Annotated in this window: 16 protein-coding genes and 1 pseudogene; 9 read left to right on the forward strand and 8 right to left on the reverse strand. The window is 71.7% G+C overall.

What is annotated here, in order from left to right; all coding sequences use genetic code 11:
* Positions 1–2,184: an acyl-CoA dehydrogenase gene (locus tag ABZ833_RS15075; protein ID WP_361046052.1), complete on the reverse strand. Its 2,184-nt coding sequence runs from the start codon at positions 2,182–2,184 to the stop codon at positions 1–3.
* A 273-nt stretch (positions 2,185–2,457) separates the two neighbouring features.
* On the opposite strand from ABZ833_RS15075, the gene ABZ833_RS15080 reads away from it, so the two are divergent.
* On the forward strand, positions 2,458–4,191 hold the full coding sequence (locus tag ABZ833_RS15080; protein ID WP_361046055.1) for an MFS transporter: 1,734 nt from the start codon (positions 2,458–2,460) through the stop codon (positions 4,189–4,191).
* A gap of 83 nt (positions 4,192–4,274) precedes the next feature.
* Here the strand turns inward: ABZ833_RS15080 and ABZ833_RS15085 are convergent, their stop codons facing one another.
* Positions 4,275–4,919 (reverse strand): CatB-related O-acetyltransferase, encoded by a 645-nt coding sequence (locus ABZ833_RS15085; RefSeq protein ID WP_361046350.1) that lies wholly within the window; start codon positions 4,917–4,919, stop codon positions 4,275–4,277.
* Between the two features lie 116 nt (positions 4,920–5,035).
* Here ABZ833_RS15085 and ABZ833_RS15090 point away from each other — a divergent pair, with 116 nt between their 5' ends.
* The 5 genes from ABZ833_RS15090 to ABZ833_RS15110 all read left to right on the forward strand — a co-directional run bounded on the left by ABZ833_RS15090 (position 5,036) and on the right by ABZ833_RS15110 (position 9,275).
* The gene (locus ABZ833_RS15090) at positions 5,036–5,689 is read left to right on the forward strand and encodes a class I SAM-dependent methyltransferase (protein ID WP_361046058.1); all 654 of its coding nucleotides are present in this window, start codon (positions 5,036–5,038) and stop codon (positions 5,687–5,689) included.
* Between the two features lie 44 nt (positions 5,690–5,733).
* Positions 5,734–6,000 (forward strand): hypothetical protein, encoded by a 267-nt coding sequence (locus ABZ833_RS15095; protein ID WP_361046060.1) that lies wholly within the window; start codon positions 5,734–5,736, stop codon positions 5,998–6,000.
* A 99-nt stretch (positions 6,001–6,099) separates the two neighbouring features.
* Complete coding sequence (locus ABZ833_RS15100) at positions 6,100–7,098, forward strand: N-acetylmuramoyl-L-alanine amidase (RefSeq protein WP_361046062.1); 999 nt, start codon at positions 6,100–6,102, stop codon at positions 7,096–7,098.
* A gap of 170 nt (positions 7,099–7,268) precedes the next feature.
* Positions 7,269–8,147, forward strand: coding sequence for a hypothetical protein (locus ABZ833_RS15105; RefSeq protein WP_361046064.1), 879 nt, complete (start codon positions 7,269–7,271; stop codon positions 8,145–8,147).
* 117 nt (positions 8,148–8,264) lie between these two features.
* Positions 8,265–9,275, forward strand: coding sequence for an LLM class F420-dependent oxidoreductase (locus ABZ833_RS15110; RefSeq protein WP_361046067.1), 1,011 nt, complete (start codon positions 8,265–8,267; stop codon positions 9,273–9,275).
* Positions 9,276–9,352: 77 nt separating this feature from the next.
* Here ABZ833_RS15110 and ABZ833_RS15115 read toward each other — a convergent pair whose 3' ends face one another.
* Positions 9,353–9,898, reverse strand: coding sequence for a hypothetical protein (locus ABZ833_RS15115; protein ID WP_361046353.1), 546 nt, complete (start codon positions 9,896–9,898; stop codon positions 9,353–9,355).
* Positions 9,899–9,988: 90 nt separating this feature from the next.
* On the opposite strand from ABZ833_RS15115, the gene ABZ833_RS15120 reads away from it, so the two are divergent.
* Positions 9,989–10,279 (forward strand): hypothetical protein, encoded by a 291-nt coding sequence (locus ABZ833_RS15120; protein WP_361046070.1) that lies wholly within the window; start codon positions 9,989–9,991, stop codon positions 10,277–10,279.
* Here the strand turns inward: ABZ833_RS15120 and ABZ833_RS15125 are convergent.
* The 3 genes from ABZ833_RS15125 to ABZ833_RS15135 are packed head-to-tail and all read right to left on the reverse strand — an operon-like array spanning position 10,273 to position 13,468.
* A complete protein-coding gene (locus ABZ833_RS15125; protein ID WP_361046072.1) occupies positions 10,273–11,364 on the reverse strand; it encodes a prenyltransferase in 1,092 nt (363 codons plus the stop codon). The two genes, ABZ833_RS15120 and ABZ833_RS15125, sit on opposite strands and share 7 nt — an antisense overlap.
* Positions 11,361–12,104 (reverse strand): class I SAM-dependent methyltransferase, encoded by a 744-nt coding sequence (locus ABZ833_RS15130; protein WP_361046074.1) that lies wholly within the window; start codon positions 12,102–12,104, stop codon positions 11,361–11,363. Before ABZ833_RS15130 ends, ABZ833_RS15125 begins: the two co-directional genes overlap by 4 nt.
* On the reverse strand, positions 12,104–13,468 hold the full coding sequence (locus ABZ833_RS15135; protein WP_361046076.1) for a glycosyltransferase family 4 protein: 1,365 nt from the start codon (positions 13,466–13,468) through the stop codon (positions 12,104–12,106). The genes ABZ833_RS15130 and ABZ833_RS15135 overlap by 1 nt, the downstream gene beginning before the upstream one ends.
* A 221-nt stretch (positions 13,469–13,689) precedes the next feature.
* On the opposite strand from ABZ833_RS15135, the gene ABZ833_RS15140 reads away from it, so the two are divergent.
* Both ABZ833_RS15140 and ABZ833_RS15145 read left to right on the forward strand, forming a co-directional pair.
* Positions 13,690–14,325 carry a TetR family transcriptional regulator gene (locus ABZ833_RS15140; protein ID WP_249590184.1) on the forward strand — a complete coding sequence of 212 codons (636 nt, stop codon included), beginning with the start codon at positions 13,690–13,692 and terminating at the stop codon, positions 14,323–14,325.
* Positions 14,326–14,870: 545 nt separating this feature from the next.
* Positions 14,871–15,113 (forward strand): annotated as a pseudogene (locus ABZ833_RS15145) (LuxR C-terminal-related transcriptional regulator); the annotation flags it as partial.
* Here the strand turns inward: ABZ833_RS15145 and ABZ833_RS15150 are convergent.
* Positions 15,027–16,904: an ABC transporter ATP-binding protein gene (locus ABZ833_RS15150; protein ID WP_361046356.1), complete on the reverse strand. Its 1,878-nt coding sequence runs from the start codon at positions 16,902–16,904 to the stop codon at positions 15,027–15,029. The pseudogene ABZ833_RS15145 and the gene ABZ833_RS15150 sit on opposite strands and share 87 nt — an antisense overlap.
* Positions 16,905–17,005: 101 nt before the next feature.
* Complete coding sequence (locus ABZ833_RS15155) at positions 17,006–18,739, reverse strand: ABC transporter ATP-binding protein (protein ID WP_361046079.1); 1,734 nt, start codon at positions 18,737–18,739, stop codon at positions 17,006–17,008.
* Positions 18,740–18,785: the final 46 nt, after the last annotated feature.

The raw sequence follows: 18,785 nt of genomic DNA on the forward strand, positions 1-18,785 counted from the left end.
TCAGATGATGGGGCGCGGCTCGGGGTCCCTCGGCAGGCCGAGGAGCCGCTCCGCGACGACGTTCAGCTGCACCTGCGTGGTCCCGCCCGCGATGGTCAGGCAGCGCGACATCAGGAAGCCGTGCAGCGCACGCTCCCCTGCGCCCTCGCGCACCGCGCCCGCCGGACCGAGCATTTCGAGCGCGAGCTCGGCGACCTTCTGCTGATGCGGGGTCTGCACGAGCTTGCGGACGGAGGCCCCGGCCCCCGGCTCCGCGCCCGCGACCTGCCGCATCGTCGTGCGCAGGCCGATGCAGGCGAGCGCGTGCGCCTCGGCCGCCAGCGCGCCGATGCGCGCGCGGTGGGCGCCGTCGAGATCACCGGCGCGCCCGATGAGTGCTTCCAGGCCGGTGTCGAAGGTCAACTGGTCGGCCATGTGGACGCGTTCGTTGCCGAGCGTGTGGCGCGCGACCCGCCAGCCGTCGTTCACCTCGCCGACGACCGCGTCGGCGGGCAGCAGGACGTCGTCGAAGTAGACCTCGTTGAAGAGGGAGTCCCCGGTGATCTCCTTCAGCGGGCGGATGTCGACGCCCTTGGCGCGCTTCATGTCGATGAGGAAGTACGTCAGGCCCTTGTGCTTGGGGGCCTCGGGGTCCGTACGGGCCAGGAGGATCCCGTGGTCGGCCCACTGCGCCGCGCTCGTCCACACCTTCTGCCCGTTGATGAGCCAGCCGCCGTCGACCCGCTGCGCCCTCGTCCGCAGCGACGCCAGGTCCGAACCCGCCCCGGGCTCGCTGAACAGCTGGCACCACAGCACCTCGCCCCTGAGCGTCGGCGCCAGGAACCGCTCCTGCTGCTCGCTCGTCCCGTACGCGATGAGCGAGGGCACCACCCAGGTGGCGATCCCGAGATCGCTGACGCGCACCCCGGCGGCCGCCAACTCCTGCTGGACGGCGAGCTGTTGGACGGGGCCCGCGCCAAGACCGTACGGCTCGGGCAGATGCGGCGCCGCGTAGCCGGTCGGCGCGAGCGCCTTGCGGGCGGCGGCCGGGTCGAGCCCCCGGGCCTGCGCGATGGCCTCGCGCGCCTGCTCCCGGTACGCCGCCGCCTCCTGGGGCAGCTCCATCCGCAGCTCGCGCCGCGCTCCTCCCTCCGCGAGCCGCACCGCCCGCAGCCGGTGCGCGTCGCCGGTGCCGAGCAGCTGCCGGGCAACCAGTGACCTGCGCAGATACAGATGCGCGTCGTGCTCCCAGGTGAAGCCGATGCCGCCGAGGAACTGGATGGCGTCCTTGGCGCAGGAGTACGCGGCGTCGAGCGCGCCACCGGCGGCGAGCGCGGCGACGAGCCCCCGCACCTCCGGGGGCTCACCGGCCGCCCGCGCCGCGTCCCACGCCAGCGCCCGCGCCTGTTCGAGGCGCACCAGCATGTCCGCGCAACCGTGCTTGACCGCCTGGAACTGCCCGATCGGCCGCCCGAACTGCTCCCGCACCTTGGCGTACTCGGTGGCGGTCTCAAGCGCCCAGGCCGCGACGCCGCACGCGTCGGCGGCGTACACGGCGCACGCGAGGTCCCGTACGAGCGTCGCGTCGACGTCGAGCACGCGCCCGGCCGGGACCTCCACCCCGTCCGCCGTCACCTCGGCGGTGGGCCGCGTCGGATCGGCGCCCTCCTGCGTACGCACGGTCAGCTCGGCCGCGTCGACGGCGAGCCACACGGTTCCGCGCGCGGACTCCGCGGCCAGGATCAGGAGGTCGGCGTCCGCCCCACAGAGCACGGGCGGCGCGGTGCCGTCGAGGACGCAGCCGTCCGCCACGGACACCGCGGTGAGCGTGCCCGCGCCGAGCGCGACGGCGCCGATCCGCGCCCCGGACGCCAGGTCGGCGGCGAGGTCCCGGGCGCCTGCCCTGTGCAGCACGAGCGAGGCGAGGGAGCTCGCCAGGAAGGGCCCGGGGAGCGCGGCCCGCCCAGCCTCCTCCAGGGCGACGGCGAGGTCCACGAGGTCGCCGCCCCCGCCGCCGCACTCCTCGGGCAGGTGCACCGCGAGCAGCCCCTGCTCGGCGAGCCCGTCCCAGTGGGCGGGCCTGCCGCCACCTCCGGGCGGGGCGTCGAGCAGTTTGCGTATCTCCTCGGGCGGCATGGCGCGGGCGATCCAGCCGCGCACCGCCGACGCCAACTCCCGCTGTTCCTGCGTGATTCCGATGCCCATGCGCGTCCTCGCCGGTAGCAGCTTCCGGGACGGCGTCAGACTAGAACACGTTCCAATCTGACGGAAGGTCAGATACGGGTCGGCTTCGCGGCCGACTTCGCCACCGGCTTCACGCCGGCCGCGGGCGCCCACCCGTCCGCCCGTAAGCGCCCGGTTAACAACAGGTCAAGACTTCCCCTCGTACGACACCCGTCGGAATAGTCGCCTCGGGAAACAGGTTCGTATCCCACGTACCCCTGCCAGCTCCTGCACCGCCCCCGGAGGCCCCACGTAATGACGCAGTCGACGACCCACCAACGCGGCACCCGCGGAGTCGTCCCCGTACTCGCCTTCGCCGGCATCGTCGTCGCGGTGATGCAGACGCTCCTGGTGCCGGTCATCAAGGACCTGCCGACGCTGCTGAGCACCACGCCGTCGAACGCCACCTGGGTCATGACGGCGACCCTGCTCGCGGGCGCCGTCTCGACCCCGATCATGGGCCGCCTCGGCGACCTCTACGGCAAGCGCCGCATGCTCCTGACGAGCCTGGCCGTGATGGTCGTCGGATCCCTGATCTGCGGCTTCACCGACGACCTCGTCGTGATGATCGTCGGCCGCGCCCTCCAGGGCTTCGCGATGGGCGCCATCCCGCTCGGCATCGGCCTGATGCGCGACGAGCTGCCCCGCGAGAAGCTCGGCTCCGCGATGGCCCTGATGAGCTCGTCCATCGGCGTCGGCGGTGGCCTCGCCCTGCCGATCGCGGCACTGACCGCGCAGCACGCCGACTGGCACGCCCTGTTCTTCGGCGCGGCGGGCCTCGGCGTCATATCGATGCTCCTGACCGTCCTCTTCGTACCCGAGAGCACCGTGAAGGCCCAGGGCACGTTCGACGTGGCCGGTGCGCTCGGCCTCTCCGCGGGCCTGGTCCTCTTCCTCCTGCCCATCACCAAGGGCAGTGACTGGGGCTGGACCTCGGGCATGACACTCGGCCTGTTCGGCGCGGCGGCGCTCGTCCTGGTCCTCTGGGGCGTGATGGAGCTGCGCCTCAAGGCGCCGCTGGTGGACCTGCGCACCACGGCCCGCCCCGCGGTCCTCTTCACCAACCTGGCCTCGATCATGGTCGGCGTCGCGTTCTACGCGATCTCCCTGGTCCTGCCCCAGCTCCTCCAGCTGCCGACCGCCACCGGCTACGGTCTCGGCCAGTCCATGGTCGTCGCGGGCCTGTGCGTGGCACCGCTGGGCCTGACGATGATGTTCACGGCCCCGGTCTACGCCCGTCTGTCGGCGAAGTACGGCCCGAAGGTCACCCTCATCCTCGGCATGCTGATCATCGCGATCGGCTACGGCGCGGGCCTCGGCCTGATGAGCGCCGCCTGGCAGACGATCATCATCGCGGTCGTCGTCGGCGCGGGCATCGGCCTCGCCTACTCCTCGCTCCCCGCGCTGATCATCGGCGCGGTCGACCCTTCGGAGACGGGCGCGGCGAACGGCCTCAACACGTTGATGCGCTCGATCGGTACGTCGGTGTCGAGCGCCGTGATCGGCATGGTCCTCGCCAACACGGCGGACCACGTGGGAGGCGTCGCGATCCCCACGATGACGGGCTTCCGCACGTCCTTCCTGATCGCCACGGGGGCGGTGGCCCTGGGCCTCGTCTTCGCCCTGTTCCTCCCCTCCGCCCGGAGCTCGGTCAAGACCCAGCTCCGGGCCAGCAGCGAGGAGGACGCGAACCTGCGCGCCGCGACGGAGGCGCTGGCCGGTTTCCACGGCCGGGTCCTGAGCCCCTCCGGGGCGCCGGTCGCACGGGCCAAGGTGACGCTGATCGACCGGCGGGGGCGGCAGGCGGGGGCGGCGCTCACGGATGAGGGCGGCCGCTATGCCCTTGCGGTGCCGGGCAACGGCTCGTACGTCCTCGCGGCAACGGCCGCCGGGCACGCGCCGCTGGCTTCGGCGGCTGCGCATGGCGGGGACGACCGGGCGGTGGAGATGGATCTGCTGCTGCCGGGTGGGAGTGAGGTGCTGGCGTAGGGGCCCCGTACAAGATGTCCTCAAACGCCGGGCGGGCTGACTGGTCAGCCCGCCCGGCGTTTGAGGACGAACTGGAAAAGCCTCTAACCCCGTGGGGCGGCCTTCTCAAGGTCATCGATGGTCCCGGACATCACAGTCCGGACATGCTCGGTGAGGTGCTCCGCAGGCCAGTCCCACCACGCCACCGCACGCAACCGCGCAACCTCGTCCTCGCTGTACCGCGTACGGATCAGCTTTGCCGGATTCCCCCCGGCCACCCCGTAATCAGGCACGTCATCCACAACAACGGACCCAGAGGCGATGACCGCCCCATGCCCGATCCGCACCCCGGGCATCACCATCACCCCGTACCCGAACCAGACATCGTTGCCGACGACGGTGTCCCCCCGCCCCGGCAGTCCACTGATCAGATCGAAGTGCTCGCTCCACGAGCCGCCCATGATGGGGAACGGGAAAGTCGAGGGCCCGTCCATCCGGTGATTCGCCCCGTTCATGATGAACCGCACCCCCGTCCCGAACGCACAGAACTTCCCGATACGAAGCTTCTCGGGCCCGCCGTGGTAAAGGACGTTGCGCGTCTCGAAGGCCGTCGCGTCGTCCGGATCGTCGTAGTACGAGTACTCCCCCACCTCGATCAGCGGAGACTTCACCAGCGGCTTCAGGAGCACGACGCGAGGCTGGTCCGGAAAGGGATGCAGCACAGTCGGATCAGCCGGTACACGTTGCATGGACAAGCGCCTTCCACTCCTCATCTGCGGCCCCGCCTCGGTCAATGGCCGGGCCATGCGGCAGCATAGGGCGGCCCACGCACGAACCCACCGCATTCATGACCGGGAGGACCCCCATGGCCGCCCCCCAGCCCAAGCCCGAGATTCTCGCCGCCTTCGAAGCGGCCAAGGGCTTCATGCCGGCCGGCGAGGGCCTCGCCCTGTACGCGGCGGCGGCTGACGCGGCGGCGCTCGGCCTCCCGCTCCTTGAGGTCGGGACGTACTGCGGCCGCTCCACGATCCTGCTCGCCGACGCCGCCCGCGAGGCAGGCGTCACCGCGATCACGGTGGACCACCACCGCGGCAGCGAGGAGCAGCAGCCGGGCTGGGAGTACCACGACCCGGCGACGGTCGACCCGGAGGTCGGCCGGATGGACACCCTCCCGACCTTCCGCCGCACGCTCCACCACGCGGGCCTGGAAGAGCACGTGATCGCGATCGTCGGGCGCTCGCCGCAGGTGGCGAAGGCATGGGGCGGGGCACTCGGTCTCGTCTTCATCGACGGCGGCCACACGGACGAGCACGCGACGGGCGACTACGAGGGCTGGGCACCGCACATCGCGGAGGGCGGCCTGCTCCTGATCCACGACGTCTTCCCGAACCCCGCCGACATCATGACGGGCCAGGCCCCGTACCGCGTCTACCTCAGGGCACTGGAGTCCGGCGCGTTCACCGAGGTCTCGGCAACCGACTCGCTGCGCGTCCTGCGGCGAACGGGACCGGGTATCTGACCTCGCATCACCCACGGGAACGGCTACACGAGCGGAGAACGGCTTTGAGCAGCACCTGGCTCATCTACAGCGGAGCCCTGGTTGTGCTCCTGTCCGCGGTACTCATGATGTTCATGGGCAGACCCGTCACACCTGTCTGGCGTGACACGGCATCGGTGGTCTGCGGCGTCATCACCTTCGCGGTCGTCTGCGTACTTGCCCTGCTCCTCGGCGCACCGGCCCAGGTCGCCGTATCGGGGGCATGTTTCTGGATGGCGGGCGCCATCAGCAGCACGCACGCGGTGCGCGGCCGCATCGGCGCACGCGGCTGACGTCTCGCGCCGCCCTGCATCCGTGATCCACCGCTTCGCGTCCGAGCGCCACACCCAGGGACCCTGCGGAGCACGTGAACGGCCCGTAAGGTGGCTGTCGTGTCGTACGTAGGTCCGGACAGCCAGCCCCCTCGCCCGCCCCGCCGCTTCAGCGGCGGCCCTCTCACCGTGACGCTCGCCGCGCTGGTGCCGACGTGCCTGGCGGGGTGGCTCATTTACGAGGCGACGAGCGGTCCCGGGGGCAGCGAGCCCCCGAGAACGCTCCCCTCCACGAGCCAGTCCGCGCAGGGTTCGGCGTCCGCCGTGCCGTCCCCCTCGAAGGCCGAGAAGGACGACAAGGACGACAAGGGCAAGGGGGAGGAAGCCGACAGCAAGCCGAGCACGACGAAGCCGCCGAAGTCGTCGAGCCGCCCCGCCGCCTCCGGACCCCTCAAGGGCAAGGTCGTCGTCGTCGACCCCGGCCACAACCTGGGCAACGGCAAGCACACGGCCGAGATCAACCGCCTGGTGAACGTCGGCACGCACCGCAAGGAGTGCGACACCACGGGCACGTCCACCAACAACGGTTACAGCGAGGCCCAGTTCACCCTCGACGTCTCGCGCCGTCTGCGCACGCTGCTCGAGAAGCAGGGCGCCACGGTCAAGTTCACCCAGGACGGCGACCGCCCCTGGGGCCCCTGCGTCGACGAGCGCGCCCGCATCGGCAACGACGCCCACGCGGACGCCGTCGTCTCCGTGCACGCCGACGGCTCGGCGGCGGGCAACCGCGGCTTCCACGTGATCCTGCCCGCGTCGGTGAAGTCCGGCGCCGCGGACACCTCCAAGATCGTCGTACCGTCGCGCGCCCTGGGCGAGCGCATCGCGGGCAAGTTCGTGAGCGCGACGGGCAGCGCCCCCTCCAACTACATCGGCGACGGCACAGGACTCGACGTACGCAAGGATCTGGGCGGCCTCAACCTGTCCACCGTCCCCAAGGTCTTCATCGAGTGCGGCAACATGCGGGACGCGAAGGACGAGGCGTTGGTCACCAGCGGCGCCTGGCGACAGAAGGCCGCGCAGGGCATCTCCGACGGAATCGTGAGCTTTCTGCGCGGATAACGGGTTGGTAGGTCGGGGATAACGGGTCGGTACGTCTTTATCCCGAGCAGACACCCCACCCACGTGAACGATAATGTCCTCCGTACGATGGGGGGCCATCCCCGCGCTCCGCGCCGCGACCTGGGGCGAGCGACGCCTCCACCGACGAGACGACTTACGAAGGACCTGAAGTGAATATCCGCTCTCTCACTCGAGGCGACGGCGTGGTGATCGGGGCAGCGGTGTTGCTCTTCATCGCATCGTTCCTCAACACCCTTGACGCCGACGGCGGCGACAGCGACAAGCTTCCCAACGCCTGGGAGAACGGCAACCTGCTGCTGAGCGTGTACCTGCTCGGGATCATCGGTGCCGCGCTCATCGTCGTGGGCCGTGCGCTCCCGCAGCCGCGCAAGGTCGCGGGCCTTGACCTCGGCCAGCTCGGTGTCGCCTTCACGATCGCCGCCGCCTGGAGCTCGCTCGGTGCGATCTTCGACGCCGACCAGTCCTACGGCTTCTTCTTCGACAGCAGCCTGGGCGGCGGCTCCGGCGGCCCCGAGGCCGGTATCGGTCTCATCCTCGGCCTGATCGCAGCCCTGGTCCTGGCCGCTGCCGCGGTCGCGACCGCGCTGGTCCCGGCCCTGAAGGCGCCGCTCATGGGCGCCCCGCGCCCCGTCACCCCCCAGCCCTACGGCGGCCACCCGCAGGGTGGTTACGGGTACCCCGGTGCGCAGGGCCAGCCGCAGCAGGGGCAGCCGTACGGCGCCCAGCCGGGTCAGCCCCAGCAGGGTCAGCCCTTCGGCGCCCAGCCGGGTCAGCCGCAGCCGCAGCCGGGGCAGCAGACGCCGCCTCCCGGGCAGGCGCAGGCCACCGGTGACTTCTCGCCGTTCTGGTTCGCCGTGCCGGTGCCGCGCCCGCTGTACGCGGAGGACGGTTCGCCGACGCCGATCGCCGAACTGGCGCCCGGCACCTGGTACTTGGCGGTCGAGCAGCGCGGTCCCGGCCTGGTGGCCCAGACGCAGGACGGCCGTCGCGGCGTGCTGCAGGACACCACGGGGATCCAGCGCGGCTGATCGCTGACGCCTGACGCACCTCGCGGCCCCTCGCCCTTCCGGGCGGGGGGCCGTTGTCGTACAGTCGCCACCCTGCACTGAACTGACGGGGCGTCAGGACGGATCGAGGGGTTGCTCATGCGCCTGGGACTCGCACTCGGCTACTGGGGGCGCGGCCCCGACCCCGGGCACGTGGAGCTCGCCCAGGAGGCGGAGCGGCTCGGATACGACTCCGTGTGGACGGCGGAGGCATGGGGATCCGACGCCTTCACCCCGCTCACCTGGATCGCGGCGCAGACCTCACGGATCAAGCTGGGCACGGCGATCGTACAGATGGCGGCGCGCTCGCCGGTGACGACCGCGATGCACGCGCTGACCCTGGACCACCTGTCCGGCGGGCGGATGATGCTCGGGCTCGGGCTGTCCGGGCCGCAGGTGGTGGAGGGGTGGTACGGGCGGGCGTTCCCCAAGTCGCCGCTGACCGCCACGCGGGAGTACGTGGATGTCATCCACCAAGTCCTGCGGCGGGAGGGGCCGGTGGCCCTGGACGGCCGCTTTCACTCGCACCCGTACCGGGGCGATGACGGGAGCGGTCTGGGCAAGCCCCTGAAGCCGATCACGCATCCGCTGCGGGCGGATCTGCCGGTGCTTCTCGGCGCGGAGGGGCCGAAGAACATCGCGCAGACGGCGCGGATCGCGGACGGGTGGCTGCCGCTGTACTGGTCGCCGATGCGAGCCGATGTGTACGAGGCGTCGCTGGCGGAGGCGCCGGACGGATTCATGGTCGCGCCCATGGCACGGGCGAAGGTCTGCGACGACGTGGCGGAGGGCTTGCTTCCGGTCAAGGCGATGCTGGGGTTCTATATCGGCGGAATGGGGCACTCCGCGCGAAACTTTCATGCGGATCTGATGGGGCGGATGGGGTTCGAGGAGGAGGCGCGGCGGATTCAGGAGCTGTTTCTGGCGGGGCGCCGGGAGGAGGCGGTCCTGGCGGTGCCGGATCAGTTCGCGGATGAGATCTCGCTGGTGGGGCCTCGGGAACGGATCGCGGAGCGGCTGGAGTTGTGGCGCAAGGGCCCGGTCACGGACCTGCTGGTCCTTGCCCCGGACGCGCATACGCTGCGGGTGCTGGCGGAGCTGAACGGCTGATCTTCAGCCCGTCCGACGCTTGAGGACGAACTCGGCGGTGCCGGTGATTGACGGTGCCCGAGGCTCCGGAGCCAGGCTCAGCCCTTCGCCAGCTCCCCCGCCGACGGCACCTTGTCCTTGACCTCTGCCCCCGCGCTCTTGCCCGCGTCCTTCACCGAGTTGATGACGTCGTCGAAGGAGTTCACGACCGAGTCCGTCGAGTCCCCCTTGCGCAGCTTCGAAGGGAGGCCCTTCAACGCGTCGATCCCGGCGGTCAGCGGAGCCACCGCCTTGGCCAGCGTCGGGTCGCCCTGAGCGTTCTTCGTCGCCGCCTTCAGGCGGTTGTAGGCGAGCGTCCCCGCGAGCCCGGCCTTGATCAGGGCGAACTTCCGCCCGTCGGCACCCTTCTTGAACTTCCCCGCCCGGAAGGGCTTCACGATCCACTGGTAGGTCGCCCCGGCGGCGATCCCCGCGTTCGCCACGAACCGCGTCTTCGCGAACTTCTGCTTCTCCGCGGAGCTGGAGGCCGACGGCGCGGACGCCGCGTCGGCGTCGTCACCGCCGCAGCCTGTCGTCCCCGCGAGCAGGGCCCCGCACAGCACAGGGGCGACGAGGGACCGGCGTACGGCCGCGGCGGAGAGCAACACGGGGACCTCCAGAAGTGGACAGCTCTCCCGGCAGCCTCACCCCGCCCGTACGGGTTTCAACCGGGCCGATCCAGGTACACGGGTGTCATGTCCACCCGACAAGCACGTGGTAGCACAGCAGCGAGGGTCATCGTCATCGTCGCGGACGTGATGGCCATCATCCTCGGCCTGTGGATCCTCATGTACCTGTTGGACGCCAACCGCGCCAACGACCTCGTCCAATTCATCCACGACGTGGCCCGCTGGCTGGCCGGCTGGTCCCATGACTTGTTCACGTTCGACGAGGCATGGGCCCGAGTCGTCTGCGGTTACGGCCTGGCTGCCCTGGTCTACGTCCTCGTCGGCCATGCCATCGCGGGACGGCTCCGCCGCTACTGACCCCCCGCGGCCGTCCCGCAGCACTCCGGCGCGAGGCCCACCGGCAGGCGTTCTCCCGAGAACACCGCGCAGGTGGCCTCGTCGCCGCCGAGTGCCGCCACCGCGAGCAGCAGCGAGCCCGCCGTCCACGTCGTCAGTTCCTCGGGCCAGATCGCCTTGTCGTCGAAGACGTAGCCCGTCCAGTAGAGGCCTGACTCCGGGTCGCGCAGGTGCTGGATCGACTGGAGGATCTCCAGGGCACGGTCCGATTCACCCAACACCCAGAGAGCCAGGGCGAGTTCGGCGCTCTCGCCGCCCGTCACCCAGTTGTTGGGGATGACGCAGCGCACGCCGAGGTCCGGCACCACGAAGCGGTCCCAGCCGTCCTCCATGCGGGACTTGGCCTCCGCGCCCGTCAGCGCGCCGCCGAGCACCGGGTAGTACCAGTCCATCGAGTAGCGGTCCTTGTCCAGGAAACGCTCGGGGTGGCTGCGTATCGCATGGGCCAGCGCGCCCGTCGACAGCTCCCAGTCCGGCTGCGGCTCCTCGCGCTGCTCGGCGATCGCCAGGGCGCATCGCAGCGCCTGGTGGATCGACGAACTGCCCGTCAGGAGTGCCTCGTCGACCGGCGTCCCGTCAGGCTCCCGCTTCCAGCCGATCTGACCGCCCGGCTGCTGCAGCGCGAGGACGAACTCTACCGCCGCCACCACCGTCGGCCACAGCCGGTCCAGGAAGGTGTCGTCGCCGGTCGAGAGGTAGTGGTGCCAGACGCCCACGGCGATGTACGCGCAGAAGTTCGTCTCGCGGCCCCGGTCCGTCACGTCGTGCGGATCCCCGTCGGCGTACGCCGCGTACCAGGATCCGTCCGGGTTCTGGTGCCGCGCAAGCCAGTCGTAGGCGCGGGCCGCCGCCGCGTGCTCGCCCGCCGCGTCCAGGGCCATGGCGGCCTCGGTGTGGTCCCAGGGGTCGAGATGGTGACCCCGGAACCACGGGATGGCGCCGTCCTCGCGCTGGACGGCCAGGATCCCGCGGACCGTGCGATTCGCCTGATCGGCCGTCAGGACGCCCGGCAGGACCAGGTGTTCCGTCCGCTCCGGGCTCGTCACGCTTCGGTCTTCGCGTCGGTCTTCGGCAGGTGCGGCTTCGTCGCGTACGCCACGAAACTCTTGCCCACGACCGGGTTGAGCAGCTGCTCCGCCACCTTCGTCGCCAGCGGCTTCTTCATGATGTCCCAGACCAGGAGCTTGTGGTACGCCCGGACCGGCAGCGCCTTGTCGTTGTCCACGCCGAACGCGCACTTCAGCCACCAGTACGGCGCGTGCAGGGCGTGCGCGTGGTGCGTGCCGTACGGCTTCAGACCCGCTTCCCGCATCCTGCCGAGCAGTTCGTCCGCCTTGTAGATGCGGATGTGGCCGCCCTCCACCTCGTGGTAGGCGTCCGACAGGGCCCAGCAGATCTTCTCCGGGCCGTAGCGCGGGACGGTGACCGCGATGCGGCCGCCCGGCTTCAGGACGCGGACCATCTCGGCAAGGACACCCTTGTCGTCCGGGATGTGCTCCATCACCTCGGAGATGATCACGACGTCGAACGAGGCGTCCGGGAAGGGGAGGTTGAGCGCGTCGCCCTCCATCGCGGTGGCGGTCGCGCCCGCCGGTGCCTCGCCCGCCTCCTTCATCGCGGCGAACCACTTGGCGACCTCGCGGATCTCCTCGGCGTTCTGGTCGAGGGCCACCACCTGGGCCCCCCGCCGGTAACACTCGAAGGCGTGCCGGCCCGCGCCGCAGCCCAGGTCAAGGACGCGGTCGCCCGCGGCGAGCGGGAAGCGGGTGAAGTCGACGGTCAGCATCAGCGATGGCTCCCGGAGTACGTCGGGGTGGTGGCCGGGGGGCGGCCGGATTGCGGGGCCGCGTTTTTTCCGGCGATCGCCGCGCGGTACAGCTCTGCGGTGCCCTGGGCGGCGCGGGCCCAGGTGAACTTGGCGAGAACGCGCTCGCGTCCTGCCGCGCCGAGGCGGGCCCGCAGCTCGCGGTCGCCGAGCAGCCGGCTCAGGCCCGCGGCGAGCGCCCCGGGGTCGGCGGGCGGCACGGCGAGGCAGGTCTCGCCGTCCGGGCCCGCGACCTCCGGGATCGCGCCGCCGGTCGTCGCGAGCAGCGGCGTACCCGTCGCCATCGCCTCGGCCGCGGGGAGCGAGAAGCCCTCGTAGAGAGAGGGGACGCAGGCGACCTCGGCCGAGCGGACGAGGTCCACCAGCTCTTCGTCGGTGATGCCCTTGACGAACTCGATGGCGTCGGCGAGGCCGTACTTCTCGATCGCCTGTGCCACCGGCCCGTCCTCGGCACGCTTGCCGACGACGACGAGGTGGGCGGCGGGGTTCTCGGCGCGGACCTTGGCAAGGGCCTCGACGAGGTGGACGAGACCCTTGAGCGGGACGTCGGCGCTGGACGTCGTGACGATCCGGCCCGGCACCTCGGGGACCGAGGGGTCCGGCGAGAAGAGGTCGGTGTCGGCGCCGATGTGCACGACGTCGATGCGGTCGTCGCGTACGCCGAGGTGGTCGATGATCTCCTGGCGCGAGGTGCCGGAGACGGTGAGCACGGAGGGCAGGCGGCGGGCCACGCGCTTCTGCATGCGGGTGAACGCGTACCAGCGGCGCACGGACATGCGGCGGCGCCAGTTGGGTGCCGCCTCCAGGTCAAGGCGGCGGTCCACGGTGATGGGGTGGTGGATCGTCGAGACGAGCGGGGCACCGAGGTCGCCCAACAGGCCGTAGCCGAGGGTCTGGTTGTCGTGCACGACGTCGAACTCGCCCCGTCTGGCCCGCAGATGGCGCCGGGCACGCAGGCTGAACGTCGCGGGCTCGGGGAAGCCGCCGGTCCACATCGTCGCCACTTCGAGCGCGTCGATCCAGTCGCGGTACTCGTCGCGCTTGGGCGTGCGGAAGGGGTCGGGCGAGCGGTACAGGTCGAGGCTCGGGAGCTCCGTGAGCTTGAGGCCTTCGAGACCCTCGTCCAGGACGGGGTAGGGCTGTGCGCCGATCACTTCGACGCTGTGGCCCAGGCGGGCCAGCTCGCGTGAGAGGTGACGTACGTAGACGCCTTGTCCCCCGCAGAACGGGTTTCCCTTGTACGTGAGGAGAGCGATGCGCAACGGACGGTCACCATCGGCGTCCGACCCCGTCCGGGGGCCCGCCTCCATGGCCTCAGCGGTCACTCTCGGCCCCCTTCTCCCTGCGGTTGTCCGCGAGGTTACGCCGGGACGGTAATCTAGAACAAGTTACAGACTTGATCGCTGAATGATCGCTGAACGAGCTTTGAATCTACCGGCAGGTAGCCGCGCTGTAAGGCCCGGATCAGGTGATTCGCGCCACGACGGGTGCCCTGCCATGCTGGCCCACCACATGACCGGACCCGCACGACGGAACAACGGGACATATGACAGCGGAAGCCAAGGCAGCGGAAGTCGCAGCAGCTGATCCGGCGTCGCCGCCCCTGACCGAGCGGCAGGAGGCGCGTCGGCGCCGCATCCTGCACGCGAGCGCCCAACTCGCGAGCAGGGGCGGGTTCGACGCGGTGCAGATGCGCGAGGTGGCCGAGTCCTCCAGCGTCGCCCTCGGCACGCTGTACCGCTACTTCCCCTCCAAGGTGCATCTCCTGGTCGCCACCATGCAGGACCAGCTGCAGCACATGCACACGACGATCCGTAAGCGTCCGCCCGCCGGTGAGACGCCCGCCGAGCGGTGCGCCGAGACGCTGATGCGGGCCTTCCGCGCCCTGCAGCGCGAGCCGCATCTGGCGGACGCGATGGTCAGGGCCCTGACCTTCGCCGACCGCTCCGTGAGCCCCGAGGTGGACACGGTCTCGCGGCTGACCACGGCGATCATCCTGGACGCGATGGGCCTGGAGGACGCGCCGACCCCCGAGCAGCTCTCCGCGGTCCGGGTCATCGAGCACACGTGGCACTCCGCGCTGATCACGTGGCTCTCGGGCCGGGCCTCGATCGCGCAGGTCAAGATCGACATCGAGATGGTGTGCCGCCTGATCGATCTGACGACTCCCGAGGCCTCGTAGCGCGCCCTCCGTCACTCGTGGCCCGGCGCTCGCCGTACGTCACTCGCAACCCGTTGCGCCTTGCCGGGGGATCTCGCTGCCCACAACCCCTCAATCGGTGCACGGGGGGCGCACACTCGCCTGGCAATTGCGCCCCTGAGCCTCTCCTGGTCCCGCTTGGCCAGTTCTCCGCGTCCGTATCCGCGGTCGGCGCCGTATGAATGGTCTACGTGCTGAATGAAGCGACGGGGCCCGAAAAATGCGGGGACCTGGAGGAGCGAAACGTGATCCGGGTACTTCTCGTGCACGACGCCTGTCTGCTGCGGTCGGCTCTGGCGGAACGTCTCGCCCGCGAGCCGGACCTGGAGGTGTTCCATGCACCATGGCACAGCGCCCGCGACAGCATCGGCGCGGTGCGTCCCGACGTCTGCGTGGTCGATCCCGACGGCGACACGGCCTACACGTCCGCCGAGTTCGGGGAGCAGTCCCATCCGGTGAACGGCGGGCTCGGCAGCCCGCTCCTCGTCCTGGTCTCCGGGAACCGGCCAGGGCTGCTCCGGCGCTGCATGGAGGCGGGCGCCCTGGGCTATGTGGACAAGGCGAGCCCGCCGGACCGGCTGCTCACCGGCATCAGGCAGGTGGCGGGCGGACAGCGGTTCGTGGACGATTCACTGGGGTTCGGCTTCCTGAAGGCGGCTCAGATGCCGCTCACCCACAGAGAGTTACTGGTGCTCTCGCTCGCCGCCGGCGGCGCGCCCGTCTCCGAGATCGCGCACCGTCTGCATCTGACCAACGGGACGGTGCGCAACTACATGGCCGCCATCACCCGCAAGACCGGGGCCCGCAACAGGATCGACGCCATACGCATCTCGCGCGTGGAGGGCTGGGTGTGACGCCCCGTTGCGTGACGGCCCGTCGGGCGAAATCCCGTTGGGGGACATCTCGCTGGGCGACGTCTCGTTCACCGGGCCCCAGTTGCCGGAGAGCTCACGGTAGAGCGGGGAGGACTCGAGCAGCTCCTCGTGGCTGCCGCACAGGGTGTACGTCCCGTCCATCACCAGGATCCGGTCGGCGCGGCGGGCCGAGCTGATGCGGTGGGCGATCACCACGAGGGTGCCGCCGGGCCGCGCCGCGAACGCCCGCTCGGCGCGGGCCTCCGCCACCGGGTCGAGGTGGCAGGTGGCCTCGTCGAGCAGGGCGAGAGGCGCGGACGAGACATAGGCGCGGGTCAGCGCGATGAGCTGGCGCTCGCCTGCGGAGAGCGCGGCGGGCTCGACCGCGGCGCCGAGCCCGCCGAGCCGCTCGATCACGCCGCTGAGCCCGACGGCCCGCGCGGCGGCCAGCAACTCCGCGTCCCCGACGGCGTCCACCCGCAGATACTCCAGGTTCTCCCGCACGGTCCCGCTGAAGACGTAGGCCTCCTGCGGGATCAACACCCGCCGCCCGACGGCCTCGTGCCCCCGCACGGACCGCCCGCCCACGCGGACGACACCCTCCCCAGGCTCGAACAGCCCCGCCACGAGCCCGGCGAGCGTCGACTTCCCGATCCCGCTGGGCCCGACCACCGCCAGGTGGCCGCCCCGGGGGACGGTGAGCGACAGGTCCCGGACGACGGGCTCGGCGAGGGGGCCGTAGGCGAAGGTGACGGAGGAGAGCTGGAGGGCGGGCTCCCCGTCGGGAGCGGGCGCCTCCTGCGCCGCCTGCTCGCCCGGCTCGGGTTCCGCTGCCCCAGGGGTCCACGTCACGCGGCGCAGGACGATCGCCAGGCGGGAGCCGCTCGTGCCCAGGCCGTGGATCAGGTTGTGCAGGGCCGGGAGCAGGGCCTGGGTGACGTAGGCGATCGCCCCCACCAGGGCGCCCGGTGTCACTCCGCGGTCCAGGAGCCAGGGGGCCGTGACCAGGAGCAGGACGAGCGGGAGCTGGCCGCCGGTCGCGAGGGCGGCCGTGCGCAGGACGCCCCAGCGGGCGAGGGCACCGGCCGCCGCGTACTCCGCGGCGACACCCCGGTCCAGCTCCTCGGCCACGTCCTGCTCCGCGCCCGCGGCCGCGACGTCCCGCAACCCCGGTGAGACCACGCCCAGTTGGGCCGCGATGCCCTCGTCGGCGACGAGGAACCTCTCCTGACGCCGGGCCAGCGGGCGCAGGCTCACCACGAACAGGGCGACACCGGCCACGAGCGGCGGCGCGACCACCAGGAGGAGGAGCGGCGCCAGCGAGAACAGGCCGATCAGCGCGCCCGCCGCCGTGAAGACGAAGGAACGGGAGACGAGGACCAGGCCCGCGAACGTGTCCCTGGCGATCTCCACCTGCTGGGTCAGCCGGGACACGGAGGCACCGTCCGCGTCCCGCAGCCCCCGGCCGACTACCTGCCGCACCAGGGTGTCCCGCAGCGGCTCCACCAGATCGGCGACGGCGCGGTACACCCGGCCCGTGCCGTACGCGGCCACGACCACGCCGATCCCGGCCGCGCCGAGCCACCCGAGGCCGACCGCCTCGCGCCCGGCCAGGAATCCGTCGTCCAGGGCGCGCGCGAGTGCGTACCCGGTGAGGAAGGTCTGCCCGGTCTCCAGGACGGACCAGAGCGCGAGCCGCAGCACCACCGGCCACCTGCGCCACAGGAAGCGGACGCCTCGGTGGTAGGTGCCCTGCGGGGCCGGGGACGGCTGCACGGGCTTCACCGGCGCCACGCGCCTGACACGCCTCACGCGCCGAACACCTCCCGGTACTCCGGCCGCTCCCACAGCTCCGCATGCGTGCCCACCGCCCGGATCCGGCCGTCGTGCAGCCACGCCACCACGTCGGCGCGGGCCGCCGTCGCCGCGCGGTGGGCGATGATCAGGCGGCTGCGGTGCGGGGTGTGGTGGAGCACGGCCTCGGCGATGTGGTGTTCCGTCACCGTGTCCAGGCTGGACATCGCGTCGTCCAGGATCAGGATCCGCCCTCCCCGCGCGAACGCCCGTGCAAGGCCGAGGCGTTGGGCCTCGCCTCCGGACAGCGGCGCCTGCCCGCAGGGCGTGGCGTAGCCGTCGGGGAGGCGGGTGATGAAGGGGTCGGCATGGGCGGCGCGGGCCGCCTCGCGGATGCGGGGCGGGGCCGGGCGGGGTGCTCCGAAGCCGATCGTGTCCTCCAGGGTGGTGCCGAGCAGCGCGGGCCGCTCGAAGGCGTAGCCGACCTCGCGGCGCAGCTCCTCGCGGCTGAGCGAACGCAAGGGGACGCCGTCGAGGCGTACGTCCCCTTCGTCGGGGTCGGCGAGCCGGCCCGCGACGGACGCGAGGAGCGACTTGCCCGCGCCGGAGCGCCCGACCACGGCGAGCGTGCCGCCCGCGGGCACCGTCAGATCGACGCCGTCGAGCACGGTGCGCCCGCCGCGGGTCACCTTGATGCCGCGCAGCTCCAACAGGCCGTCTCCTGCGGGCAGTTCGTGTGTCCCGTATGAGGTCTCCGGTTCCGCGAGGATCTCGCCGAGACGGTGTGCCGCCGTCCTTGCCCGCGCGATGCCCCCCAGCTGTCCGACGAGCATGCCGATGCCGGTGGCGAGCACCGCGTACCGGGAAGCGGCCAGCAAGTCCCCCACGGTGATGTGGTGTTGGAGCAGCTGGTGTCCGGCCACCGCGACGACCGCGAGCTGCAGGAGCGGCGCGACCGTGACGGCCTGGGCCTGCGAGCGGCCTTGGACCTGCCACATCCGGTGGCCGTGCCGGGAGAGTTCGGGCAGCTGCGCGAGGACGCGGGCCGCTTCCTTGTCCTCGGTGTGCGCGGCCGCGATGGTGCGGACGCCTCCGATCGCCTCGGACAGGCGGCCCGCGATGTCTCCCTGGACCCGCTGGTAGCTCGCCACGCAGTCGGATGTGGCACGGGTGAACGCCCACAGGAGCAGGACGAGTACGGGGACCCCGGCGATGAACGCCACGGCGAGCCAGCCGTTGATCAGGGCGAGGGCCACCACGGCACCGACGGGCACGGCCAGGGCGGAGAGGAGCGCGGCGAACGTGGCGGGCGCGATGCCCGCGTGTGCCGCGTTGTCGATGAGGCGTGCCACCAGGTCGCCGTGGGCGAAGCGTGCGGTGGTGCGCGGGCCGACGGCGAGGACATGGCGCACCACGCGACCGCGCAGCCAGGCCGTGGTGCGGGCGTTGGTGGTCCCGGTGAGGACGCCGTCAACGGCGTCGAGCAGGGCCATCGCGCCGATGAGCCCCGCGCACGCGAGGATCCAGCGGGTCGCGCCGCCCCCGCCGTGGCCGGTCGCGTGGCCGGTCAGGACGGCGTCCAGGGCACGGCCTATCGCGAGCGGCAGGAGCAGGCTCCCTCCCGCGCCCCCGGCGGCGCACAGCACAAGGGCCGTGCAGCGGGCCGCGCTGTGGCGGGTCGCCGCGCGCAGCAGGCCCGCGTCGGAGGCGGGTGGCGGAGGACGGAGACGGGGGGTCGTGGTCGCCATGCGGTCCGGGTCCTCGCAGTCCTCGTGTCCGTGGCCGGATGTCCGT

The organism is Streptomyces sp. NPDC047525 (genome assembly GCF_040643025.1).
GTDB classification, from domain to species: domain Bacteria; phylum Actinomycetota; class Actinomycetes; order Streptomycetales; family Streptomycetaceae; genus Streptomyces; species Streptomyces durmitorensis.